Source organism: Streptomyces sp. 135 (assembly GCF_020026305.1).
In the GTDB taxonomy this organism is placed as follows: Bacteria; Actinomycetota; Actinomycetes; order Streptomycetales; family Streptomycetaceae; genus Streptomyces.
The window spans coordinates 7,034,872-7,053,830 of the sequence record NZ_CP075691.1 but is presented as its reverse complement, the minus strand read 5'-3'; the positions used below and the strand labels follow the sequence as shown (position 1 = coordinate 7,053,830).

At 68.3% G+C, this 18,959-nt stretch carries 17 protein-coding genes and 1 pseudogene; 7 read left to right on the top strand and 11 right to left on the bottom strand.

Annotated elements, in window-relative coordinates:
- Positions 1 to 58 precede the first annotated feature (58 nt).
- Positions 59 to 757: a tectonin domain-containing protein gene (locus KKZ08_RS31680; protein ID WP_223777685.1), complete on the top strand. Its 699-nt coding sequence runs from the start codon at positions 59 to 61 to the stop codon at positions 755 to 757.
- A 14-nt stretch (positions 758 to 771) separates the two neighbouring features.
- Here KKZ08_RS31680 and KKZ08_RS31675 read toward each other — a convergent pair whose 3' ends face one another.
- Positions 772 to 1,212: an ATP-binding protein gene (locus tag KKZ08_RS31675; RefSeq protein ID WP_223777684.1), complete on the bottom strand. Its 441-nt coding sequence runs from the start codon at positions 1,210 to 1,212 to the stop codon at positions 772 to 774.
- 153 nt (positions 1,213 to 1,365) lie between these two features.
- On the opposite strand from KKZ08_RS31675, the gene KKZ08_RS31670 reads away from it, so the two are divergent.
- Together KKZ08_RS31670 and KKZ08_RS31665 are read left to right on the top strand one after the other, a co-directional pair.
- On the top strand, positions 1,366 to 2,193 hold the full coding sequence (locus tag KKZ08_RS31670) for a helix-turn-helix transcriptional regulator (RefSeq protein WP_223777683.1): 828 nt from the start codon (positions 1,366 to 1,368) through the stop codon (positions 2,191 to 2,193).
- A complete protein-coding gene (locus tag KKZ08_RS31665) occupies positions 2,190 to 2,435 on the top strand; it encodes a DUF397 domain-containing protein (RefSeq protein WP_223777682.1) in 246 nt (81 codons plus the stop codon). The genes KKZ08_RS31670 and KKZ08_RS31665 overlap by 4 nt, the downstream gene beginning before the upstream one ends.
- On the opposite strand, the gene proP is transcribed toward KKZ08_RS31665, so the two are convergent.
- Entirely contained in the window at positions 2,417 to 3,898 is a 1,482-nt protein-coding gene (gene proP, locus KKZ08_RS31660) for a glycine betaine/L-proline transporter ProP (protein ID WP_223777681.1), read from the bottom strand. The genes KKZ08_RS31665 and proP overlap by 19 nt on opposite strands.
- 265 nt (positions 3,899 to 4,163) lie before the next feature.
- Here proP and KKZ08_RS31655 point away from each other — a divergent pair, with 265 nt between their 5' ends.
- Positions 4,164 to 6,425 (top strand): alpha-N-acetylglucosaminidase, encoded by a 2,262-nt coding sequence (locus tag KKZ08_RS31655; RefSeq protein ID WP_223777680.1) that lies wholly within the window; start codon positions 4,164 to 4,166, stop codon positions 6,423 to 6,425.
- Between the two features lie 43 nt (positions 6,426 to 6,468).
- Here KKZ08_RS31655 and KKZ08_RS31650 read toward each other — a convergent pair whose 3' ends face one another.
- Both KKZ08_RS31650 and KKZ08_RS31645 read right to left on the bottom strand, forming a co-directional pair.
- Positions 6,469 to 7,155 carry a class I SAM-dependent methyltransferase gene (locus KKZ08_RS31650; RefSeq protein WP_223777679.1) on the bottom strand — a complete coding sequence of 229 codons (687 nt, stop codon included), beginning with the start codon at positions 7,153 to 7,155 and terminating at the stop codon, positions 6,469 to 6,471.
- Positions 7,156 to 7,193: 38 nt separating this feature from the next.
- The gene (locus KKZ08_RS31645; RefSeq protein ID WP_223777678.1) at positions 7,194 to 7,841 is read right to left on the bottom strand and encodes a DUF4360 domain-containing protein; all 648 of its coding nucleotides are present in this window, start codon (positions 7,839 to 7,841) and stop codon (positions 7,194 to 7,196) included.
- A 240-nt stretch (positions 7,842 to 8,081) separates the two neighbouring features.
- Here KKZ08_RS31645 and KKZ08_RS31640 point away from each other — a divergent pair, with 240 nt between their 5' ends.
- Both KKZ08_RS31640 and KKZ08_RS31635 read left to right on the top strand, forming a co-directional pair.
- Positions 8,082 to 8,933: a chitosanase gene (locus KKZ08_RS31640; RefSeq protein WP_223777677.1), complete on the top strand. Its 852-nt coding sequence runs from the start codon at positions 8,082 to 8,084 to the stop codon at positions 8,931 to 8,933.
- Between the two features lie 177 nt (positions 8,934 to 9,110).
- Positions 9,111 to 10,034 (top strand): hypothetical protein, encoded by a 924-nt coding sequence (locus KKZ08_RS31635; RefSeq protein WP_223777676.1) that lies wholly within the window; start codon positions 9,111 to 9,113, stop codon positions 10,032 to 10,034.
- Between the two features lie 16 nt (positions 10,035 to 10,050).
- Here KKZ08_RS31635 and KKZ08_RS31630 read toward each other — a convergent pair.
- Positions 10,051 to 10,880 (bottom strand): annotated as a pseudogene (locus KKZ08_RS31630) (IS5 family transposase).
- Positions 10,881 to 11,093: 213 nt separating this feature from the next.
- Between KKZ08_RS31630 and KKZ08_RS31625 the strand changes: the two are divergent.
- On the top strand, positions 11,094 to 12,545 hold the full coding sequence (locus tag KKZ08_RS31625; RefSeq protein WP_263303371.1) for an NAD(P)/FAD-dependent oxidoreductase: 1,452 nt from the start codon (positions 11,094 to 11,096) through the stop codon (positions 12,543 to 12,545).
- Between the two features lie 513 nt (positions 12,546 to 13,058).
- Here KKZ08_RS31625 and KKZ08_RS31620 read toward each other — a convergent pair.
- From KKZ08_RS31620 to KKZ08_RS31595, 6 genes are all read right to left on the bottom strand, one after another.
- Positions 13,059 to 13,460, bottom strand: a complete 402-nt coding sequence (locus KKZ08_RS31620) for a carboxymuconolactone decarboxylase family protein (protein WP_223777674.1) — start codon at positions 13,458 to 13,460, stop codon at positions 13,059 to 13,061.
- Complete coding sequence (locus KKZ08_RS31615; RefSeq protein WP_223777673.1) at positions 13,460 to 14,818, bottom strand: pyridoxal phosphate-dependent aminotransferase; 1,359 nt, start codon at positions 14,816 to 14,818, stop codon at positions 13,460 to 13,462. Before KKZ08_RS31615 ends, KKZ08_RS31620 begins: the two co-directional genes overlap by 1 nt.
- Before the next feature lie 49 nt (positions 14,819 to 14,867).
- Positions 14,868 to 16,265 (bottom strand): amidase family protein, encoded by a 1,398-nt coding sequence (locus KKZ08_RS31610; protein WP_223777672.1) that lies wholly within the window; start codon positions 16,263 to 16,265, stop codon positions 14,868 to 14,870.
- Positions 16,258 to 16,911 carry a tryptophan 2,3-dioxygenase family protein gene (locus tag KKZ08_RS31605; RefSeq protein WP_223777671.1) on the bottom strand — a complete coding sequence of 218 codons (654 nt, stop codon included), beginning with the start codon at positions 16,909 to 16,911 and terminating at the stop codon, positions 16,258 to 16,260. Before KKZ08_RS31605 ends, KKZ08_RS31610 begins: the two co-directional genes overlap by 8 nt.
- A 111-nt stretch (positions 16,912 to 17,022) precedes the next feature.
- Complete coding sequence (locus KKZ08_RS31600; RefSeq protein ID WP_223777670.1) at positions 17,023 to 18,066, bottom strand: alpha/beta hydrolase; 1,044 nt, start codon at positions 18,064 to 18,066, stop codon at positions 17,023 to 17,025.
- A gap of 707 nt (positions 18,067 to 18,773) precedes the next feature.
- A complete protein-coding gene (locus KKZ08_RS31595) occupies positions 18,774 to 18,959 on the bottom strand; it encodes a hypothetical protein (protein ID WP_223777669.1) in 186 nt (61 codons plus the stop codon).

Genomic DNA, 18,959 nt, shown 5'->3' with positions numbered 1-18,959 from the left:
ATCGTTCCGCCAGGAGAGCATGCGGATGCAGCATTCCCGAGCGGATGGAGCCGGAGACATGGCCGACTGGAAGCAGATCAGCGGTGGCCTGACGCGGATCGCGGCGGGTTCACGGACGAACGTGTGGGGAGTCAACTCCGCAGGAAACATCTACCGCTACACCAACAACGACGCCAGCCCCTGGCAGCAGATCCCCGGCGCCCTCACCGACATCGGCGCGGGCGCCGACGGCACCGTCTGGGGCGTCAACTCCGCGGGCAACATCTACCGCTACACCGGCGACCACGACACCGCCCACTGGAAGCAGATCAGCGGCGGCCTGACGCGGATCGCGGTGGGCTCACGGACGAACGTGTGGGGAGTCAACTCCGCAGGAAACATCTACCGCTACACCAACAACGACGCCAGCCCCTGGCAGCAGATCCCCGGCACCCTCACCGACATCGGCGCGGGCGCCGACGGCACCGTCTGGGGCGTCAACTCCGCGGGCAACATCTACCGCTACACCGGCGACCACGACGCCGGCCACTGGAAGCAGATCAGCGGCGGCCTGAAGGCGATCGCCTCGGGCTCCCGCACATCCGTGTGGGGCGTCAACGCGGGCGGCAACATCTACACCTACACGAACAACGACGCCGCCCCCTGGCAGCAGATCTCCGGCGCCCTCACCGACATCGGCGCGGGCGCCGACGGCACCGTCTGGGGCGTCAACTCCGCGGGCAACATCTACCGCTACACCGGCGACCTGCCCGGCTGACCCGCGCGGTCGCGCTACCGGCCCGCCGTCGGCAAGGGCAGGTGAGCCCAGACCGTCTTGCCGACCTGCCGTGCCAGCACGCCCCACTGGTCGGCCAGCGCCGCCACGATCACGAGCCCCCGGCCCGACTCCCCGTCGGCGTCCGGGGGTTCCAGCGTCTGCGGGGGCATGAGTTCCGTTCTCGTGTCGGTCACCTCGATACGGAGCGTGTCCGCGCCGAGTGCCAGGCGGACCTCGAAGTCACGGCCCGGCACACGGCCGTGCGTAGCCGCGTTCGCCGCCAGTTCGGCCACGATCGCCTCCGCGGCGTCGGAGAGTTCACTGTCGTACGCGATACCCCAGTCGTCCAGGTGATACCTGGCCAGCCTGCGTGCGAGGCGTGCGCCGCGAGGCGTGGCGCTGAGGCGTTGCGTGAATTCCCGCGTCGCGGCGGCGGGTTGCGCTTGGGTGAGCATGGCGTCCACGGTGACCCATCCTGGCGCCATACACCAGCCCCCAAACTCGTACGCTCAGTAAGCGTACGAGTACGAAGGGTAGACATTCGGGGTAACGGTGCGTAACCATTGAGGCGTTGGCGGGGACGGATGCACGAGCGCCGGGGGTTACCCATGATGTCGTCAAGCAGCAAAGAGCCCGAGGCGTCGGACGGTCTGAAGACCTTCGGCGCCGTCCTGAAGAGCTTCCGCAAACGCGCGGGGCAGACCCAGGAGGAGCTGGCCCCCGAGGTCGGCTGCTCCTCGCACTTCCTGTCGTCCGTCGAACAGGGAAGGCGTTTCCCTCCACCCGGATTCGTCGACCGCTGCGAGGCCGCGCTCGACGCGTTCGGCACGCTGCGGCTCGCGGCGAACCAGCTGTCCCGCAAGCCGGGCCTTGCGACGTGGTTCCGCCAGTGGGCGCTGCTGGAACAGGAGGCGGTGGCCCTCTACACGTACGAATGCCGGTTGATCCCCGGGCTGTTGCAGACTCCGGCGTACGCGCGGACGCTCTTCGTCAATCAGCTGCCGCCGCTGAGCGACGAGCAGATCGAGGAGCAGTTGGCCGCCCGCATGGAGCGGCAGAGGCTGCTCACGGAGCGGCCGAACACGGCGTACAGCTTCATCCTGGAGGAGCATCTGTTCCTGCGGCACATGGGTGGGCATGACGTCACCATGGAACTCATCGACCGGGTCCTGGAATTCGCCGAGCGCAGGAACATCGAGATGCAGATCATGCCGGTGGTGCGGGAGCAGCACGCCGGGCTCCACGGGCCCATGCGTCTGCTGGAGACCCCGGAGCATAGGTGGTTCGCCTACGCGGAGGGGCAGGAGAGCGGCCAGTTGCTCTCCGACCCAAATGTGGTCAGCATCCTCCAGATGCGGTATGCCAGGATGCGCGCACAGGCTCTCTCGTTCGAAGAGTCTGTGAATCTGCTGAAGCGGATGCGAGGAGCGAGATGAGCACCCCTGCACTGGCCTGGTTCAAGAGCAGCTACAGCAGCGGCTCCGGTGACGACTGCGTAGAGGTCGCCCTCACCTGGCGCAAGTCCACCTACAGCAGCGGCGGCGACGGGGACTGCATAGAGGTCGCCTCCTGCCCCGCCACCATCCACGTCCGCGACTCCAAGAACCCCGCGGGGCCCCAGCTCGCCCTGGAGCCCCAGGCGTGGACCCGCTTCGTGCGTCACGCGTCCCGCGGCTGACGCTGGGCCTCGACCAGTTCCCTGGCCTCCTCGTCCGTCGCCACCGACGGCGGGGAGCCCTCCAGCGGCTTGCGGGCCGTCTCCTTCATCGCGGCGACGGCGACGATGCCGACCAGGCCCGCGAGCATCGTGTAGAACGCGGGCATCAGGTCATTGCCGGTCGCGCCGATCAGCGCGGCGACGACCAGCGGTGTCGTACCGCCGAAGAGCGAGACCGAGATGTTGAAGCCGATGGAGAGCGAGCCGTAGCGCACGTCCGTGGGGAAGAGGGCCGGCAGCGACGAGGACATGGCGCCCAGGTAGCAGACCAGGGCGAGGCCGAGGATCAGCAGGCCGGTGAAGACCGCCGCCGTGCCGCCCTGCTTGATGAGGAGGAAGGCCGGCAGTGACAGGACGAAGAAGCCGACCGAGCCCGCCATCAGGACCGGCTTGCGGCCGACGCGGTCGGAGAGGCGGCCCACCGAGTTGATGAGCGCCATCAGGATCAGCATGACGAGGACGATGGACATCAGGCCGCCGGTCTCGCCGAAGCCGAGCTGCGTCAGGTACGTCGGCATGTACGAGAGCAGCATGTAGTCGGTGACGTTGAACGCGGCGACCAGCGCGATGCAGAGCAGCATCGCCCGCCACTGGCCGACGAAGGATTCCTTGAAGGACTTCTTCTGGCGTTCGGCGGCGGGTCCTTCGCCCTTCTCCATCTTCTGGAAGGCGGGCGACTCGTCGAGCTTCAGCCGCAGGTAGAGGCCGATGAGGCCGAGCGGGGCCGCGGCCAGGAACGGGACGCGCCAGCCCCAGGACTGCATGGCGTCGTCGCTGAGCAGCGCGGTCAGGGTGGTGACGAGGACGGCGGCGACCGTGTAGCCGATCAGGGTGCCGAACTCCAGGAAGGAGCCCCAGAAGCCGCGGCGCTTGTCGGGGGCGTACTCCGCGATGAAGGTCGCCGCGCCGCCGTACTCGCCGCCCGTGGAGAAGCCCTGCACCATGCGGCAGAGGACCAGGAGGACCGGCGCCCAGACGCCGATCGAGGCGTAGCCCGGTATCAGGCCGATCGCGAGGGTCGCGGTCGACATCATGATCATGGTGAGCGCGAGGATCTTCTTGCGGCCGACGCGGTCGCCGAGCGGGCCGAAGAACATGCCGCCGATGGGGCGCACCAGGAAGGCCGCGGCGAAGGTCGCGAGGGAGGAGAGGGTCTGCGCGGTGTCGTTGCCGGACGGGAAGAACTCCTTGCCGATGATCACGGCGAGATAGGCGTAGACGCCGAAGTCGTACCACTCCATGGCGTTGCCCAGGGCGGTCGCCTTCACCGCCCGCTTGACCTGGGCCTCCTCGGTGACGGTGATGTCCGACTGGCGCAGGCGGGGGTGCTTGCGGCGGTGGATCGCGCGGAAGAGCGCGCGGTGGCGGGCGACGGCTTCCGGAGCGGGCGGTGCGGGTGCTTCTGGTGTTTCGGGCGCGCTCACGGTGCAGTCAGTCACTTTCTCGTTCAGGACCGGTCGGTATCGGTTGGTATCGATCAGTTGTCGTGATCGTTCGCCTGCCCTGTCGGCGTCGATCAACACCCCCGGCCGTGCGACTGTCCCGTCAGCGCGCGTGCAGCTGCCGCGTCGGCACGATCTGCTCGGCTGAGTGGCGGCGGCGCGGGGGTGAGAGTCGGGGGCGCGCGGGGGAAGAGTCACTGCGGTACGCCCTCGCCCGCCCGCGCCCCCTTCGACCGACGGAGCCCCCATGCTTCTCCCCCGCCGTACGTTCCTCACCGGCCTCGCCGGCACCGCGGGCGTCGCCGCCGTCGCCTGCTCCGGCACCCCGGCGGACGGCACCCCCACGGACGGCACCACGGTACGCCCTTACGGACCGCGCCACCGCGGACGGCGCGCCGGCTCGCGCCGCGCCGCCGCTTCCGAGGCGGCGCGGCGGCTCCTGCCCCGCCACTGGGACCAGCTCACCTTCCGGACGGCCCGGCCGGAGCGGGGCGCCGAAGACTTCTTCCGGGTCGACGGGCGGCACGGTCACATCACCGTCACCGGGACCACTCCGGCGGTCCAACTCACCGGCCTCAGGCACTACTTGAAGCACACCGCGCACGCCAACATCACCTGGGCCGGCAGCCAGACCGACCTGCCCGACCGCCTCCCCGCCCCCGCCGAGCCCCTCACCGCCCGCGCCAACGCCCCGCACCGCTTCGTCCTCAACGACACCAACGACGGCTACACGGGCGCGTACCACGACTGGGACTACTGGGAGCACGAGCTCGACGTGCTGGCCCTGCACGGCTACAACGAAGTCCTCGTCTACATCGGCGCGGACGCCGTGTACCACCGGGTGTTCCAGGAATTCGGCTACGGAGACGAGGAGCTGAGGAGCTGGGTGCCGGGCCCCGCCCACCAGCCGTGGTGGCTCCTGCAGAACATGTCGTCGTTCCCGCACCCCGTCTCCCGGCAGCTCATCGACGCCCGCGCCCGCCTCGGACGCCGCATCTGCGACCGGCTGCGCGAACTGGGCATGACACCGGTCCTGCCGGGCTACTTCGGGACCGTGCCGCCCGGCTTCGCGGCCAGGAACCCGGGCGCGCGGACCGTCCCGCAGGGCGACTGGGTGGGCTTCGCGCGCCCCGACTGGCTGGATCCGCGCACCGGCCACTTCGCCCGGGTGGCCGCCGCGTTCTACCGCGTCCAGGACGAGCTGTCCGGACCGTCCACGATGTACAAGATGGACCTGCTCCACGAGGGCGGAAAGCCGGGTGACGTGCCCGTGGCCGACGCGGCCAAGGGTGTCGAGAAGGCCCTGCGGACCGCGCACCCCGGCGCCGTCTGGGTGATCCTCGGCTGGCAGCGCAACCCGCCGAAGGCGCTCACCGACGCCGTCGACAAGAAGCGCATGCTCGTCGTCGACGGCATCTCCGACCGCTTCCCGAACATCACCGACCGGGAAGCCGACTGGGGCGCCACGCCGTACACCTTCGGCTCCATCTGGAACTTCGGCGGCCACACCACGCTCGGGGCCAACACCCCCGACTGGGCCGCCCTGTACGAGAAGTGGCGCACCAAGGAGGGCAGCACGCTCAGCGGCATCTCCCTCATGCCGGAGGCGGCCGACAACAACCCCGCCGCCTTCGAGCTCTTCTCCGAACTGGCCTGGAGAACCGGCGACCTGGACCTCGAAGCCTGGTTCGCCGACTGGTCGACGTCACGGTACGGCGCCGCCGACCCGCACGCCGCCGCCGCGTGGGACACACTGCGCCGCACCGCCTACGGCACGACGCGCGCCGACCGGTGGGCCGAGGGCGCCGACGGCCTCTTCGGCGCGCGCCCCGACCTGGCGGCGAAGTCGGCGGCATCCTGGTCACCGCGGAAGATGCGCTACGAGCCCGCCGACTTCGAACCCGCGCTCGGCGAACTCCTCGCGGTCCGCCGCGGCCTGCGGCACTCCTCCGCGTACCGCCGCGACCTGCTCGACGTCGCCCGGCAGGCCCTCTCCAACCGCAGCCGTGTCCTGCTGCCGCGCGTCAAGGAGGCGTACGACGCGGGGGACGCGGCCCGCTTCGACCGGCTCACCCGGGTCTGGCTTGAGCTGATGGACCTGCTCGACCGGCTCGTGGCGACGGACTCCCGCCACCTCCTCGGCCGCTGGGTCGCCGACGCGCGGGCGTGGGGGGCCGACGAACGCGAACGGGACCGCCTCGCGTACGACCAGCTGTCGTTGCTGACGGTGTGGGGGCCGCGGTCCGGCGCGGACGCAGGGCTGCGCGACTACGCCAACCGCGAGTGGGCCGGGCTCGTCGGCGGCCTCTACCGGCTGCGCTGGGAGCGGTACTTCGAGGAGCTGCGGGACGCGCTCGCGACGGGCCGTACGCCCCGGAAGATCGACTGGTTCGCCGTCGAGGACCAGTGGATCCGTGATCCGGGGCGTCTGGCGACGCGGCCGACCGGTGACACGTACGACATCGCGGAGCGGGTGCACGCCCGGCTGGCCGCCACGCGCGGGGACTAGGCCGTGAGGACCGAGCCAGGAGGACCGGGCTACGAGGGCCGGACTAGGAGCCGGCCTGCGTCCGGGTCATCAGCAGGTGGCCCCGGCGGAACCGCTCCCCCTCCTGCGGCTCGCGCAGCATCCGGCCGACCTCGGTGAAGCCCGCCGTACCGGCCAGCCCCGCGAGGTCGTCGATCGGCCATCGGTAGGCCGTCGTCACCTTGTGGTCGAACGGCGTGACCGGCTCGCCCTCCGACTCGAAGAAGCCGAGGAGGAGCGTTCCGCCGGGTACGAGGACCCGGCGGAACTCGGCGAGGTACGCGGGCACGTCCTCCGGCGGCGTATGAATGAGCGAGTACCACGACACGATGCCGCGCAGCGCACCGTCGGCCAGGTCGAGGCCGTCCATGGAACCGAGCTCGAACCGCAGGTCCGGATAGGCCTCACGGGCGAGGTCGATCATCACGGGCGACAGGTCGACGCCGAACACGTCGAGCCCCAGACCCCGCAGGTGCGCGGTCGTGCTCCCGGGGCCGCAGCCCAGCTCGGCGACGGGGCCGGGACCGGCGGCCCGCACCGTGTCGGCGAACGCGGCGAGCACCGCGCGGTCCAGCGGAAAGCCGTCGAGCGCGTTGCGGGCGAGGTCGGCATAGACCACGGCGATGGCGTCGTAGGCATCAGCTGTCGCGCGGTGGTGCGAGGAGAGTCCCGAGGAGGGGTTCTGGGAGAGCTTCGAGGAAAGTTCAGTCACGAGTGAGGAGACTAGAGCCTCACCGCCAGGGGCGCGGCTCAGCGCCGCGGGCACTCCTTCCACGCCATGTGGTAGACGGTGCTGATGTCGCCGTCCGTGGAGTCCATCGTCATGAAGCTGGCCTTCGCGGGGTCCGAGGTGCCCGCGTCGACGCGCAGCTCGGTGTTGATGTTGAAGTTGCGCCGCTCGCCGCAGGGCGCCCAGACGAGCTGCGCCCAGTCCGTGGAGTCCGTGGCCTGCCAGTTGTCGTTGTAGGCGCCCTTGAACTCATGGGTCTTCGCGGCCGTGCTCGGGGAGCCCTGGAAGTAGTACGAGGCCTTCTCGATGCCCTTGGCACCCGGCTGGAGCGAGGCGTAGCCGCGGTAGTCCACGCTCGCGATGGCGTAGGTGAAGCCCTGCGGGACGTGCACGACGAGATTGAGCTGGCAGTTCTTGCGGAACGCGGTGGGGTCCGCGCCGCCGCCCGCTTGGGCGAGGTAGTCGCTGTAGGTGACCGTGAAGGCGGTGTTGTCCCCGGAGACGGCCACGGCGGCGGTCCCGAGGGGGCAGCCCGAGCCGTTCACCGTGGCGACCTCGATCACGATCTTGTCCGGGGGCGGCTCCAGGATCCCCGCCGGGCCGTGCGCCGGAAGCGTCGAGCCGAACAGCGCCGCGACGGCGCCGGACAGCAGCAGTGCACCAGCCATGGTTCTCCGTTCCATTGCGAGGAGGGCGAGGGAGGGGGGTGCCGGAGAAGAGGAGAAGTGCCGTGATGCGTGAGCGAGGGGGAGCGTACGGACCAGGAGGTTCCGCGGCCAGGGCGATCTCCGGCCATTCACCGGCACCGCACTCATCGCGTCTTGACGGGTATACGCCACATCAAAACTCTGGTAGGAAACCTTCCTAACAGTACGCGGAACGACCAACTCCCCCTCCTGGAGGCCCTCGTGCAGACCCCCCACTCCTCGCACACCCGCCCGCGACCCCTCACCTCCCGCCGCACCCTGCTCGCCTTCATCGGCGCCTCGGTCGTCGCCGGCCCGGTCATCGCCTCGCAGATGACCTCCGCCACCGCGGCCCCGCTGCGGGCCGGCGGGCTCGACGATCCGGCGAAGAAGGAGATCGCCATGAAGCTCGTGTGCAGCGCCGAGAACTCCAGCCTCAACTGGAAGAACTACTACCGCTACATCGAGGACATCGACGACGGCCGCGGCTACACCGCGGGCATCATCGGCTTCTGTTCCGGCACCGGCGACATGCTGGACCTCGTCGAGCTCTACACCCAGCGCAAGCCGGGCAACGTCCTCGCCAAGTACCTGCCCGCGCTGCGCGAGGTCGACGGCACGGACTCGCACGAGGGGCTCGACCCGACCTTCACGAGGGACTGGGAGAAGGCCGCCGAGGACCCGGCGTTCCAGAAGGCGCAGAACGACGAGCGCGACCGCGTCTACTTCAACCCGGCGGTCAAGCAGGGCAAGGCGGACGGCATCGGCGTCCTCGGCCAGTTCTGCTACTACGACGCGATCGTCATGCACGGTGACGGCAGCGACTCCACCAGCTTCCGCAACATCCGCAAGCGCGCGCTGCGTTCGGCGAAGACGCCCGCGCAGGGCGGTGACGAGGTGACGTACCTGAACGCCTTCCTGGACGCGCGCGTCTGGGCGATGAAGCAGGAGGCGGCCCACGAGGACACGAGCCGCGTCGACACGGCGCAGCGCGTGTTCCTGAAGAAGCGGAACCTCAACCTGGACACGCCGCTGGAGTGGAAGGTGTACGGCGACCCGTACCGCATCGGCTGACGGGTCCCTTCGGTCCGATGCCGTCGCGCGGGGCCCCTCCGGTCCCGCGCGACCGCGTGCTCCCACGCGCCTCTTGCCTCCGGTGGGCGGGGATGGGTACGGTCCCGGCCAACTCCCCGTCTACGCGCGTCCACACGCGTGGACGCGCACCGAGATGAGAGATCCATGTTCTTTCGCATGACCGTGCTGACCGCCGCCACCGCCGCACTCGTCACGGCGGGCGCCGCCACGGCCCCCGCCGTGGCCCCCACCGCCGACGGCGGCTGGCGACAGGTGGGCGCCGACATCACCTCCGGCGTCAGCGGCCTGGCGTTCACCTCCCGTACGCACGGCACCACGCACGCGCTGGTCGTACGCGACAACAAGAAGCCCGGCCAGAACCGCGTCGCCGCGCTCACCTACCGCCCGGGCCGTTCCGCCGCCGTCGAGCCGCTGACCTGGGCGGGCGGCAGCGAGCCCATCGACCTGGAGGCCATCGAGGCCGTGCCGGGCACCCCCGGCGAGTACGTGGCCCTCGCCAGCCGCGGCCTCGTGTACCACCTCAAGGTGACCGGCACCCGGGTCGAGGTCCTGGACACCTCTCCTCTCCCGGGGATCGCCGACGGCGACGACTACGAGAGCTTCGCGCTGACCTCGAAGCACGGCAAGACGGCCGCCGTCTGGGCCGACCGGGGCGCGGGCAAGGACCGCCCCTCGACGCTGCGCGCCGCCCCCTTCACCTTCGACAAGCACGGCAACGCCGACTTCGGCCCGGTCACCACCGCCGCCCGCTACCGCGCGCCCTACCCGGCCGGACCGGTCCGGCACGCCTCGGACATCTCGATCACGGCATCGGGCCGCCTCCTGATCGGCTCGGCGTCGGACCCGGGCGACGACGGGCCGTTCGACTCGGCGGTCAGCGACGCGGGCACGGTCTCCGTCACCCGCACCGGCAAGGTCCGCCTGAGCGTCAGCAAGTCCCCTGCCCTGCTTCGGAAGTTCGAGGGACGCAAGATCGAGGCCGTGGAGTGCGTGCCGAACTCCCGCACCGCCCTTCTCGGCACGGACGACGAGAACACGGGCGGCGCGGTCGGCTCCGCGAAGCTGTGCGGAAGCCGCTAGGTTCTGTCGTCAAATGTCACGCCCACATCAGGAGTGAGGCGAGGGTGACGGCTGCTTCGTAGGACTGGGTGGTCTTGTCGTAGCGGGTAGCGATGCCGCGCCACTGCTTGAGGCGGTTGAAGCACCGTTCCACCACGTTGCGGTGTCTGTAGACCCCGCGATCGAAGGCTGGCGGGCGGCCACCGCGGCTGCCTCGCCGGGCCCGGTTGCCGACCTGGTCGGCCCGCTCGGGAATCGTGTGCGGGATGCCGCGGCGGCGGAGCCAGGCGCGGATTGCCTTCGAGCTGTAGCCCTTGTCGCCCAGGACGTGATCGGGCCGGGTGCGGGGCCGCCCCGGTCCGATCCGGGGCACCCGGACCGCTTCCATCACGGCGGTGAACCGGGTGCAGTCGTTGATGTTGCCACCGGTGACGACGAAGCCGAGCGGACGGCCCCTGCCGTCACAGGCCAGGTGAATCTTGCTGGTCAGCCCGCCTCTGGAACGGCCGAGGGCCGGGTCGCGGAGCCCCCTTTTCGAGCTCCGGCCGCATGCTGGTGGGCCCGGACGACCGTGGAATCGACCGACACCAGCCACTCGATGCCGCCCGCCGCGTCCGCCTTCGCCTGCGCGGCCCGCAGCATCCTCTCGAACGTCCCGTCCGCCGCCCACCTGCGAAAACGCGTATGCGGCGTGGCCCACGGACCGTAACGCTCGGGCACATCCCGCCAGGCCGTCCCGGTCCGGAACTTCCACACGATCCCGTTCAGGACCCTCCGGTCGTCCAGCCGCTTCCGCCCCCGCAACGACACGGGCAGCAGCGGCCGGACGAACTCCCACTCGGCATCGGACAGTTCATGGCGACGTATCACGACACCATGATCCACCAGCCGTGATCATTTGAAGACACGGCCTGGGTGTATCGACCCGCAGCGTTGTTGACGCGGGTGATGGGCGGGTGTCCATCCAGTGCGGTGTGGCAGGGGCCGGAAGGCGCCTGGGCAGGAGGGTCCGCAACTGGGATGATGACCGGGCGGGACGCGGCGATCGCCCTTGGGGAGTGACAGCTGATGAGAGCGTGTGTGGTCGGGGCCGGCCCCGGGGGAATCGTTACCGCCAAGGTCCTGCTGGAGAACGACTTCGACGTCACAGTCTTCGACAAGTACCAGCAGGTGGGTGGGATCTGGTCATCAGAGGGCTGTTACGACGGGCTGGCCAACCAGTCCGCGCTCCGCATCTTCGAGTTCGCGGACCTGCCCAACCGTTTGCGCTTCGCCAGCGCGGTGGACACACAACGCTACCTGGAGAAGTACGCGGAGACCTTCGGTGTGCTGGACCGCGTTCGGCCCGGTACCGAGGTGATCGCCATCCGGCCGGTGGAGGGACCCGGGCGGGCGGGCGTCTCCGGCTGGTCGGTCGACTCCAGGCCGACCGGGGACAAGGCGGCGGACGTTCATCGCGAGACATTCGACTATGTCGTTGTCGCCAGTGGAGCCCATCACCATGCCCGACTGCCCGAGCTGCCTGGGCGTGAGTCGTTCCGCGGGACCGTGCTGCACTCCAACGAGGTGAGAGCCGGGACATTCACGGACCGGCGCGTGGTCGTCGTGGGCGGCGGCAAGTCCGCATTGGACTTGATCACCCGCGCCGCACACGAGGCGGCCTCGGCCACGATCGTGCAGCGCAAGGTGAACTGGATGATTCCCGAGCGGTTCTTGTTGGGTCTGGTCAACTACAAGTGGATCCTGTTCACCCGGCTCGGTGAGGCGCTCCTGCCCCGCTACCACGATCCGGCCTGCGTCCGCCCCATCGACCGCATCGACGAGCGGGTCAAGCGGGCTCTGTGGTGGCTCATCACCCGCGACGTACTGCTTTCCACCGGGCTGTACCGGCTGCCAAGGCAGCTGAGGCCCGCTCCCGCACTCCCCTTCCACCTGGTCCACGCGGGAGTGATGCCGCGCGGCTACGTGCGGGCCGTCCGCCGCGGTCTGATCGCCCCCAAAGTCAGTGCCGTCGAGGCGTATACCGAGAAGGGCCTGCGACTGGCGACCGGCGAGGAAGTGACGGCCGATGTCATCGTGTTCGCCACGGGGCACCACAAAGTCTTCCCGTTCCTGGACTCGAGCGTGCGCCTGCACGATGACGACGGGCGGCTGCGCCTCTACCGAGGTATTGTGCCACCCGGCGCCGACCGCCTGGGGCTCGTCGGTTTCCGGCAGGTCTTCAACAACATTATGGGCGTGGAACTCACCGCGCACTGGCTGACCAGCCATTTCCGGTCGACCCTGCGCGACACCCCGGGTGAGCAGGAGATGCTGAAAGCCATCGACACTCGCCTGGCCTGGCAGGAGCAGGTACTGCCGGGCTCCGGCGGCTACGACTTCGGCCCCTACAACATCCACTGCGCGGATGAACTCCTGCATGACATGGGGTTGCCATCCCGCCGTGCCGGCAATCTGTTGGCCGAGTACTTGCTTCCCGCCGCAGTTGCACACCGATATGCGGGCCTGACTCGATCGAGCTCGGCGAAATGAAGGCAGAGCATGAGCGGCCTGACGCTCGGCTCACTCCGCTGAGCTGCCGAGGAACGCCCACGAGTGTGGGTTAACGGCGCCCGCTTCGGCTGAGGTGGCTGGGTCGTTTTCAAACGCCTGAGTTTGAAGGCAAAGGACACGGAGGAGGTAGTTCGCCGGGGGCCGAGGGGAAAGACCGGCCTGCGTGGGGGAAACCATGTCGACGCTGTCGGCATACGCGTGAACGGGCTCTGTCGCTGATCTTGTGATGCCGTGCTGCTGAACTTGCTGTTCGACGCGAACGGACTGTTCCTACGGGGCGGGCGGTCGAGGCAGGTGGGTCATTGCATGCCCCATGTCGTGACTCATTCGCTACCACCGTCCCAACCACCACTACCAGCGGAGAACAGGCAACCACCTGGCCTTTCTCGGGCTGGTATCCGCCCCCTGCTGCTACAAGTGGTTCCTCAAACTGACTATGGAAGATATGGCGTAAGGTTCAGTAGACCTGGCAGGTGATCCGCCCGCACCGCATCACTCTGGGCGCTGATGGTGGAGATCAGCCTGTCGCATTGAGGCGAGGATCTGCAGGCTGGTGATCACGTGCGGAAACCCGGCATAGGGGAGCATTTGAAGGAACGCCTCGGCTATCTCGTTGACTGACAGGCCTATATGGAGTGCCGAGTCGATATTTGCCCTCATGGCGGTAGCAGGAGCGCCCAGGGCAGTCAGGGCGCCCAGGCGGACAAGTGCGCGATCTCGCAGGGGCAGGGTGGAGCGGTCCCAGACATCGGCGAAGGCGAAACCCACGAGCAGCTCCTCGAAGTCGGGTGCCACAAGACGCAGTTCATCAACGAGCGAATCACCGACCTGTGGGGATATCCTGCGCATCATGGCCCGCCCTCTCTCCATACGGGACGCCTCGTCGTGGTGCATCACTCCTCCATCGTCTTCGCAGCAGAGAGACCAGCGACCGAGGGCTGGTTCCAAGTCAGGCCCGCCTCCCGTATCCGGACAAGGGCCTCGTCGAGAACTTCCGGTGCGGTCCCGAGGTACAGCCGGACGTACCCTCGAGAGTCGTTCGGAAGGCGTCCTGGGGTAGTCATGTGCGCTTCCCCGAGCAGAACCCCCGTACGTGCGAGGCAATGAACCCGAAAGTCCCTCGGCTCCCCGTGCGGACCTCGGGCGCACCAGGGTGGGATGCGCATGAGAAGGTAGGCGGCACACTCCCCCGGGAAAAAGGCGCTCTGGGGATAGCCGAGGTCATGAGTGAGGCGCCGCGTGACGTGGAGGCGCTTGGCAGCGTATTCCGCACGCTGCCGGGCCAGATATGTCTCGCTGGAGACGTCGCAGAGCCAGGCGGCCATGGCTGCTTGCAAGGGTATGGCAGACACATAGGTGTACTGCGGTAGCAGGTGCGTGACGAGACGTTCCACGGTCTCGGATCCTGCGGTCAAGGCACCGATTCCCCAGCCATTGCAGTGGAATTGTTTGCCCAGCGACCGCACCGCCAGCCACCTCGGTCGGTGTTCCAGCGGCAGAGGGTTCAGCTCTTCCAGAAGGATGCGCAAGGTGTTGGTCGGCGTGGTGTCGGGGTTGTGCACGGCGTAGTAAGCGTCGTCTACGAGGATGCACGCTCCGGTGGCGACGGCGCTGCGAATCATCGCGCGTACGGTGCTCGGATACCAGTTGGCGCCAGTCGGGTTGTGCTGGGCGTTGACGACCAGCAATACGGGTCCATCGGTGTCTCCTCGAGCCTTCCGTAGGAGGCCGTGGATCTCCTCGTGATCGGGCTGGTAAGACGTATGGGAGGTCACGTTGAAGTAGCGCATCTCGAAGCCGAGCGCTGTGTAGACGCCCGTATAGTCCCAACCCGGAGTCGAGGCGATGACGATGCGCTTGCCCGCGTTGGCTTCTTGGCTCTCCTCCACCAGGAGGCGGCCGAAGTGGAACATCGTGTTTCGGGTGCTGCACTGGGAGACGGCCACTTCGTAATCCGTTCCCAGCTCGGCGACCGTTTCAAGTTGGTGCGTGTCGGTGATGTAGGTGCGCAGCACACTGTGGAGCGCCGGGAAGCCGTAGGGACTGAGGCTGTAACCATGGCAGTGCGGGGGAAGGCTCGCCGCGAGTGCGTTGCGTAGTCCGGGCGCGGCCCGGCACCAGGTTTCACCAAGGCTGAGATAGATCACCTCCGAGAGGTCACCACCGGCTTCCCTATAACGCCGCAAGATTCCCGCGTCGTCGTAGGGGTTGGGGAGCCCTTCGTCTCCTACAAGGTCCTTCACGTCACGCATAACGCCCTTCTCCTCCCCGTGTCGAATGCGGTGCACGTCCTTGTGTCGTTCACCGGTCTTCCCGCCACAACAGCTCACAGGCCTGAGCGACGGCGAGCAGAGCGTTGTCGCTTCCGGACGGAAACTGAAGGTCGATCCCGAACGGAAGCCCCTCTTCATCCTGGGTGGCCGGCACAGTGATGGCGGGCCATCCGAGGATGCTTGACGCGTCGGTGTTGCGGACCAGAAGCGGAAAGGCGGGGACACGCCGCTCTCCGACAGCGATGCGGTCACCGGCCAAGAGCCGAGGGGCCGTGACGGGGGCTGTGGGCACGATGAGCCCGCTCACTCTGCAGTACGTCAGGAAGTCGCGCAGTGCTCGGCTCAGACGTGCGCGGTCCACGAGCGCACGTTCGTACTGTTCATCTCTCATCCTGACGGCTGCCAAGGGACGCAACAAACCGGCGACATCCGGGCTGGCGATGTGCGCGGCGACGTCGGCGAAGCGGTAACTGAGCCCGTGGTGAGCTAAGTACCCGTCGATGGCGGGAGGTGTCTCGTACAGAGCTATGGGGAGCCCGCACGCCGACATCGCTTCGTCCACTTCCACGGGCAGCTCTCGTTCCACTATTTCCACCCCGGCGCGCCGCAACACAGTGAGCCGGGACTGGAACGCAGCACGCAGAAAACTCGACATGCCGTTCTGAAAAGGCCGGTGCGGGGCGGCTAGTCGTAATCCTCGCAAGGCCTGACACACACCGACCGAGGTCGATGAGTCCGGGCGGAGGACGGCATCCAGGATCCGAACATCAGCAACACTGTGGGCCAGTAGTCCAACCGTGTCCCGCGTCCAGGAGACCGGCACCACGCCTGCGACCGGGTATCCGCCTACCGTCGGACGGAACCCCACCAGACCGCAGAACGCGGCAGGCAACCGCACCGAGCACCCGGTCTCCGTGCCGAGCGCCGCCGACACGACGCCCGCCGCGACCGCGGCCGCCGAGCCCCCGCTGCTGCCACCTGCGAGGTGATCCGGCGCCAACGGGTTGCTCACCCGCCCGAAAACGGCGTTGTCACTGGTTACCCCGTAGGCGAGTTCGTGCATATTGCTCTTGCCCAGCACCACCGCGCCGGCCGCACGTAACGCCCCCACCACCGGTGCGTCAGCCCGCGGGCGGTGCCCGCGTAAAGCCTCCGTGCCCGCTGTCGTGGCGAAGCCCATCACATCGATATTGTCCTTGACCGCCAACACCACGCCCCGTAACGGTAGGAGCCGTTCGTGGGCCCTGCCGTCGATGTGCTCCGCTTCCGCGACCGCCGCGGCGACATCCACCTGGGTGAAGTCGTGCAACTCCCGCTGGGCATGGGCCTCGGCACTCCGGTGTACCTGCTCGACGGCGAGGCAACTGCTCCCCGTACCCGCTGCCGTGGTCGCCGCCACCACCGTCGGCGCGCCCGTGTCACTCATGACGGTAGGGCTCGGGTAGGCCGCGGAGCGTCTCATGGCCCAGCGACGTGACGCGGGAACTCAGGTAGCGGGCTCCGCTGGTGCCGCCGGTCCCGCGCTGCCCGCCGATCATGGTCCTGACCACCGATACATGGTGTTCCTGCCACTCGTGCACGGCTTTCTGTAAGGCGTGGAGCGCGTAGTTCAGCCGAGGTGAGTCCACCAGTGCCCGGTTCTCAGCGAGGTTGCCGCCGACGTCACCTGCGTGCGGTCCGGTTCCGGTACGGGAGAAGAGCTCCGCGAACTGGCTTGATTGTGCGCCGCTAGCGCCCTTGAGACGGGTACGGAAGGCGGCGAACACCTGTGGCGGCAAATGGTCGAACAGGTCGAGGTGGTGATGGAGCAGCCTGACAAGCGCTTCGACCCGGCTGAGACAGGCTTCCACCTGCTCGACACAGTGCAGAGGGGTGTGGCGCAGGTATTGGTCGATCGACGTGAGATCGAGGATTGCCTGGTGCAGCAGGAGTTCGCACGACTGATGAATGACGATGAAGAAGTGCTCGGCCGCCCAGATCGACGTATCGGTCCGGGGGGTGAGAGGGCGCTGGAGTGAGAGAAGTTCCGCCAGATTGAGGTATTCCTCGTAGGGGCTGTCGTTGGACGACATGAGTTGTGGGGTCCTTCCACCTGCTGGATTGGTGAAGTCATCGATCGCGCGAAGGAACGCATGGACGCCCGGGGTGGGCCGGGTTGCGGCAGACGACGTGAGGGCGAGCAGTCACACCCGGTCCAACCAGGAGTCCAGTTGTTGAACGGCCTGTTCCGCCTGCGGAGTGGCCGGCCGGGCGAGACAGGCGTGCCGGGCGTCAGGGATCCGGTAGTGGGCGGTGGTCACACCTGCGGCCCGTAGTCGCGTGACGAAGAGCTCACCGGAGGTGCGCAGGGAATCGTGCTCGCAAGTCAATACGAGGGTTGGTGGATGGTTCTTGTGGACAGGCGCCTCACCGGGAAAGGCCTGGGGCTCTGTCAGGTGGTCGGGGCCGGCGTAGTGGAGGCAGGCGTCGGCGATGACGTCGGGGGAGAGATAGAGGTCGCCCGCGGTGCGCCGTACGACGGCAAGTTCGGCAGGGTCCCAGGGGAAAAGCCTGCTGTGCAGTAGAGGGTAGGCGAGGAGTACCGAGGCGGGGTGAGGCAGGCCGTCGTCCAGAAGGCGGCGCACGACGGAGGCGACGAGAGTGCCACCAACGCTCGCGCCACCCAGGTGAAGGCGCCAGGACGGCACACCGAAGACGTCGTGGGCGTTCGCAACGGCCCATCGCCAGCCGACCATCACGTCGTTGCCGGGAAGGGGGTAGCGCACCCCGCCGATGGCCTTGCGGTACCCCACGGTGAGTACCGGGTGGCCACGGGCGGCCAGGGTCCGAGCCACCCAGTTGGCCTCATTGGCGTCCAATGTGCCGCTGACGAACGCTCCGCCGTGCGTCCATACCAGTGCGCCGCGGGGCGGGACACCTGGACGGGTGTACAGGCGGGCGGGTGGTTGCTCTGGTCCGAGGCACACCTTGCGGACGGTGACGTCGGCCAGCGCCGGGAATCTGCGTAACACCCCTGCGGTGTCTGAGGTGTCCAGCACGAAGGACGTGGCGGGACCACCGGCCTCCACGAACCGCAGCAGGTCCCCGAATGACACCCGGGCTCCGAAGTGACGGGGTGCGAGGCCCAGCAGATGGCGCCGGGGATACGAGGGCAGGTGGCGCATAATGCGTCCCGCGATGCCGAAGCGCAGTCGTCCAGGAGTGATACGGGCTTGAGGCTTGCTCATGACGTCCTCATGGGCGGGGATGCCGATTCGTGTAGGGGGAGGCATGTGGTGAGTCGCAGGGTGGAGACGTCGGAGAAACATGTGGGCGCACTGTTCGGGTGAGGGAGCCGGCATCGCTGTCACATCGGTTGAGCAGCGGATCGGCCGTACTCGATGGCGTTGGTCGCTGTGGCGAGGAGGAGGTCGCCGTCCCGGTGGGACACGGGGGCGGCAAGGTCGCAACGGGGACGGGAGTTGCGCTGCTGGGCCGCGTGCTAGGAGAGCCCGCTTCGGCCGTAGGGGAAATCAGATCTGAGAATGAGTGTGACTGCGTGGGTTCATGTGGTGGAGGTGCTGTCGCGGAGAGGCTGACGCAGGAGGAGGCAGAGGGGCGATCGGAGGGTGCGGCAGGAGGCGGAGGCGGAATGGAGGCCGTGGGCGAGGACGCAGGAGGGGTAACCACGAGGGTGGCAGTGGCAGGTGGGGCCGAGCTCGGGAGGGGGCGGGGGGAGGAACGCGGCGGCGGCGGCGTGGTGGACGGGGTTACCGCACTCGGTACGGTGATGTCCACAGCGACACCGGGCGTCGGCGGGTGCCGGAGCGAATAGGTCAACGCCGTGATCAGGCCGGTGACGGCGACCGCGAGCGCGATGAGGACCTTACCGAGTGCCATTGCACTCCCTTCCGGAGGATGAGAACGAGGGGACGAAGCCCGCGGGAGCGGCAGATCAAGCCCGCAAGCTGTCGAAGAAGCGCCCAACGGCGTGCAGGAAACGCACGATCGCCGCCAGTGAATCGGTAACGGCATCTGCCGTGTCTACCGGGCGGGTGGCGAGCAGGAACAAGAAGACGAGGAGGAGGGCCCAGAAAGTCAGGCCGCGTCCGCGTAGAAACATCATCGTCTCCTGAATCAC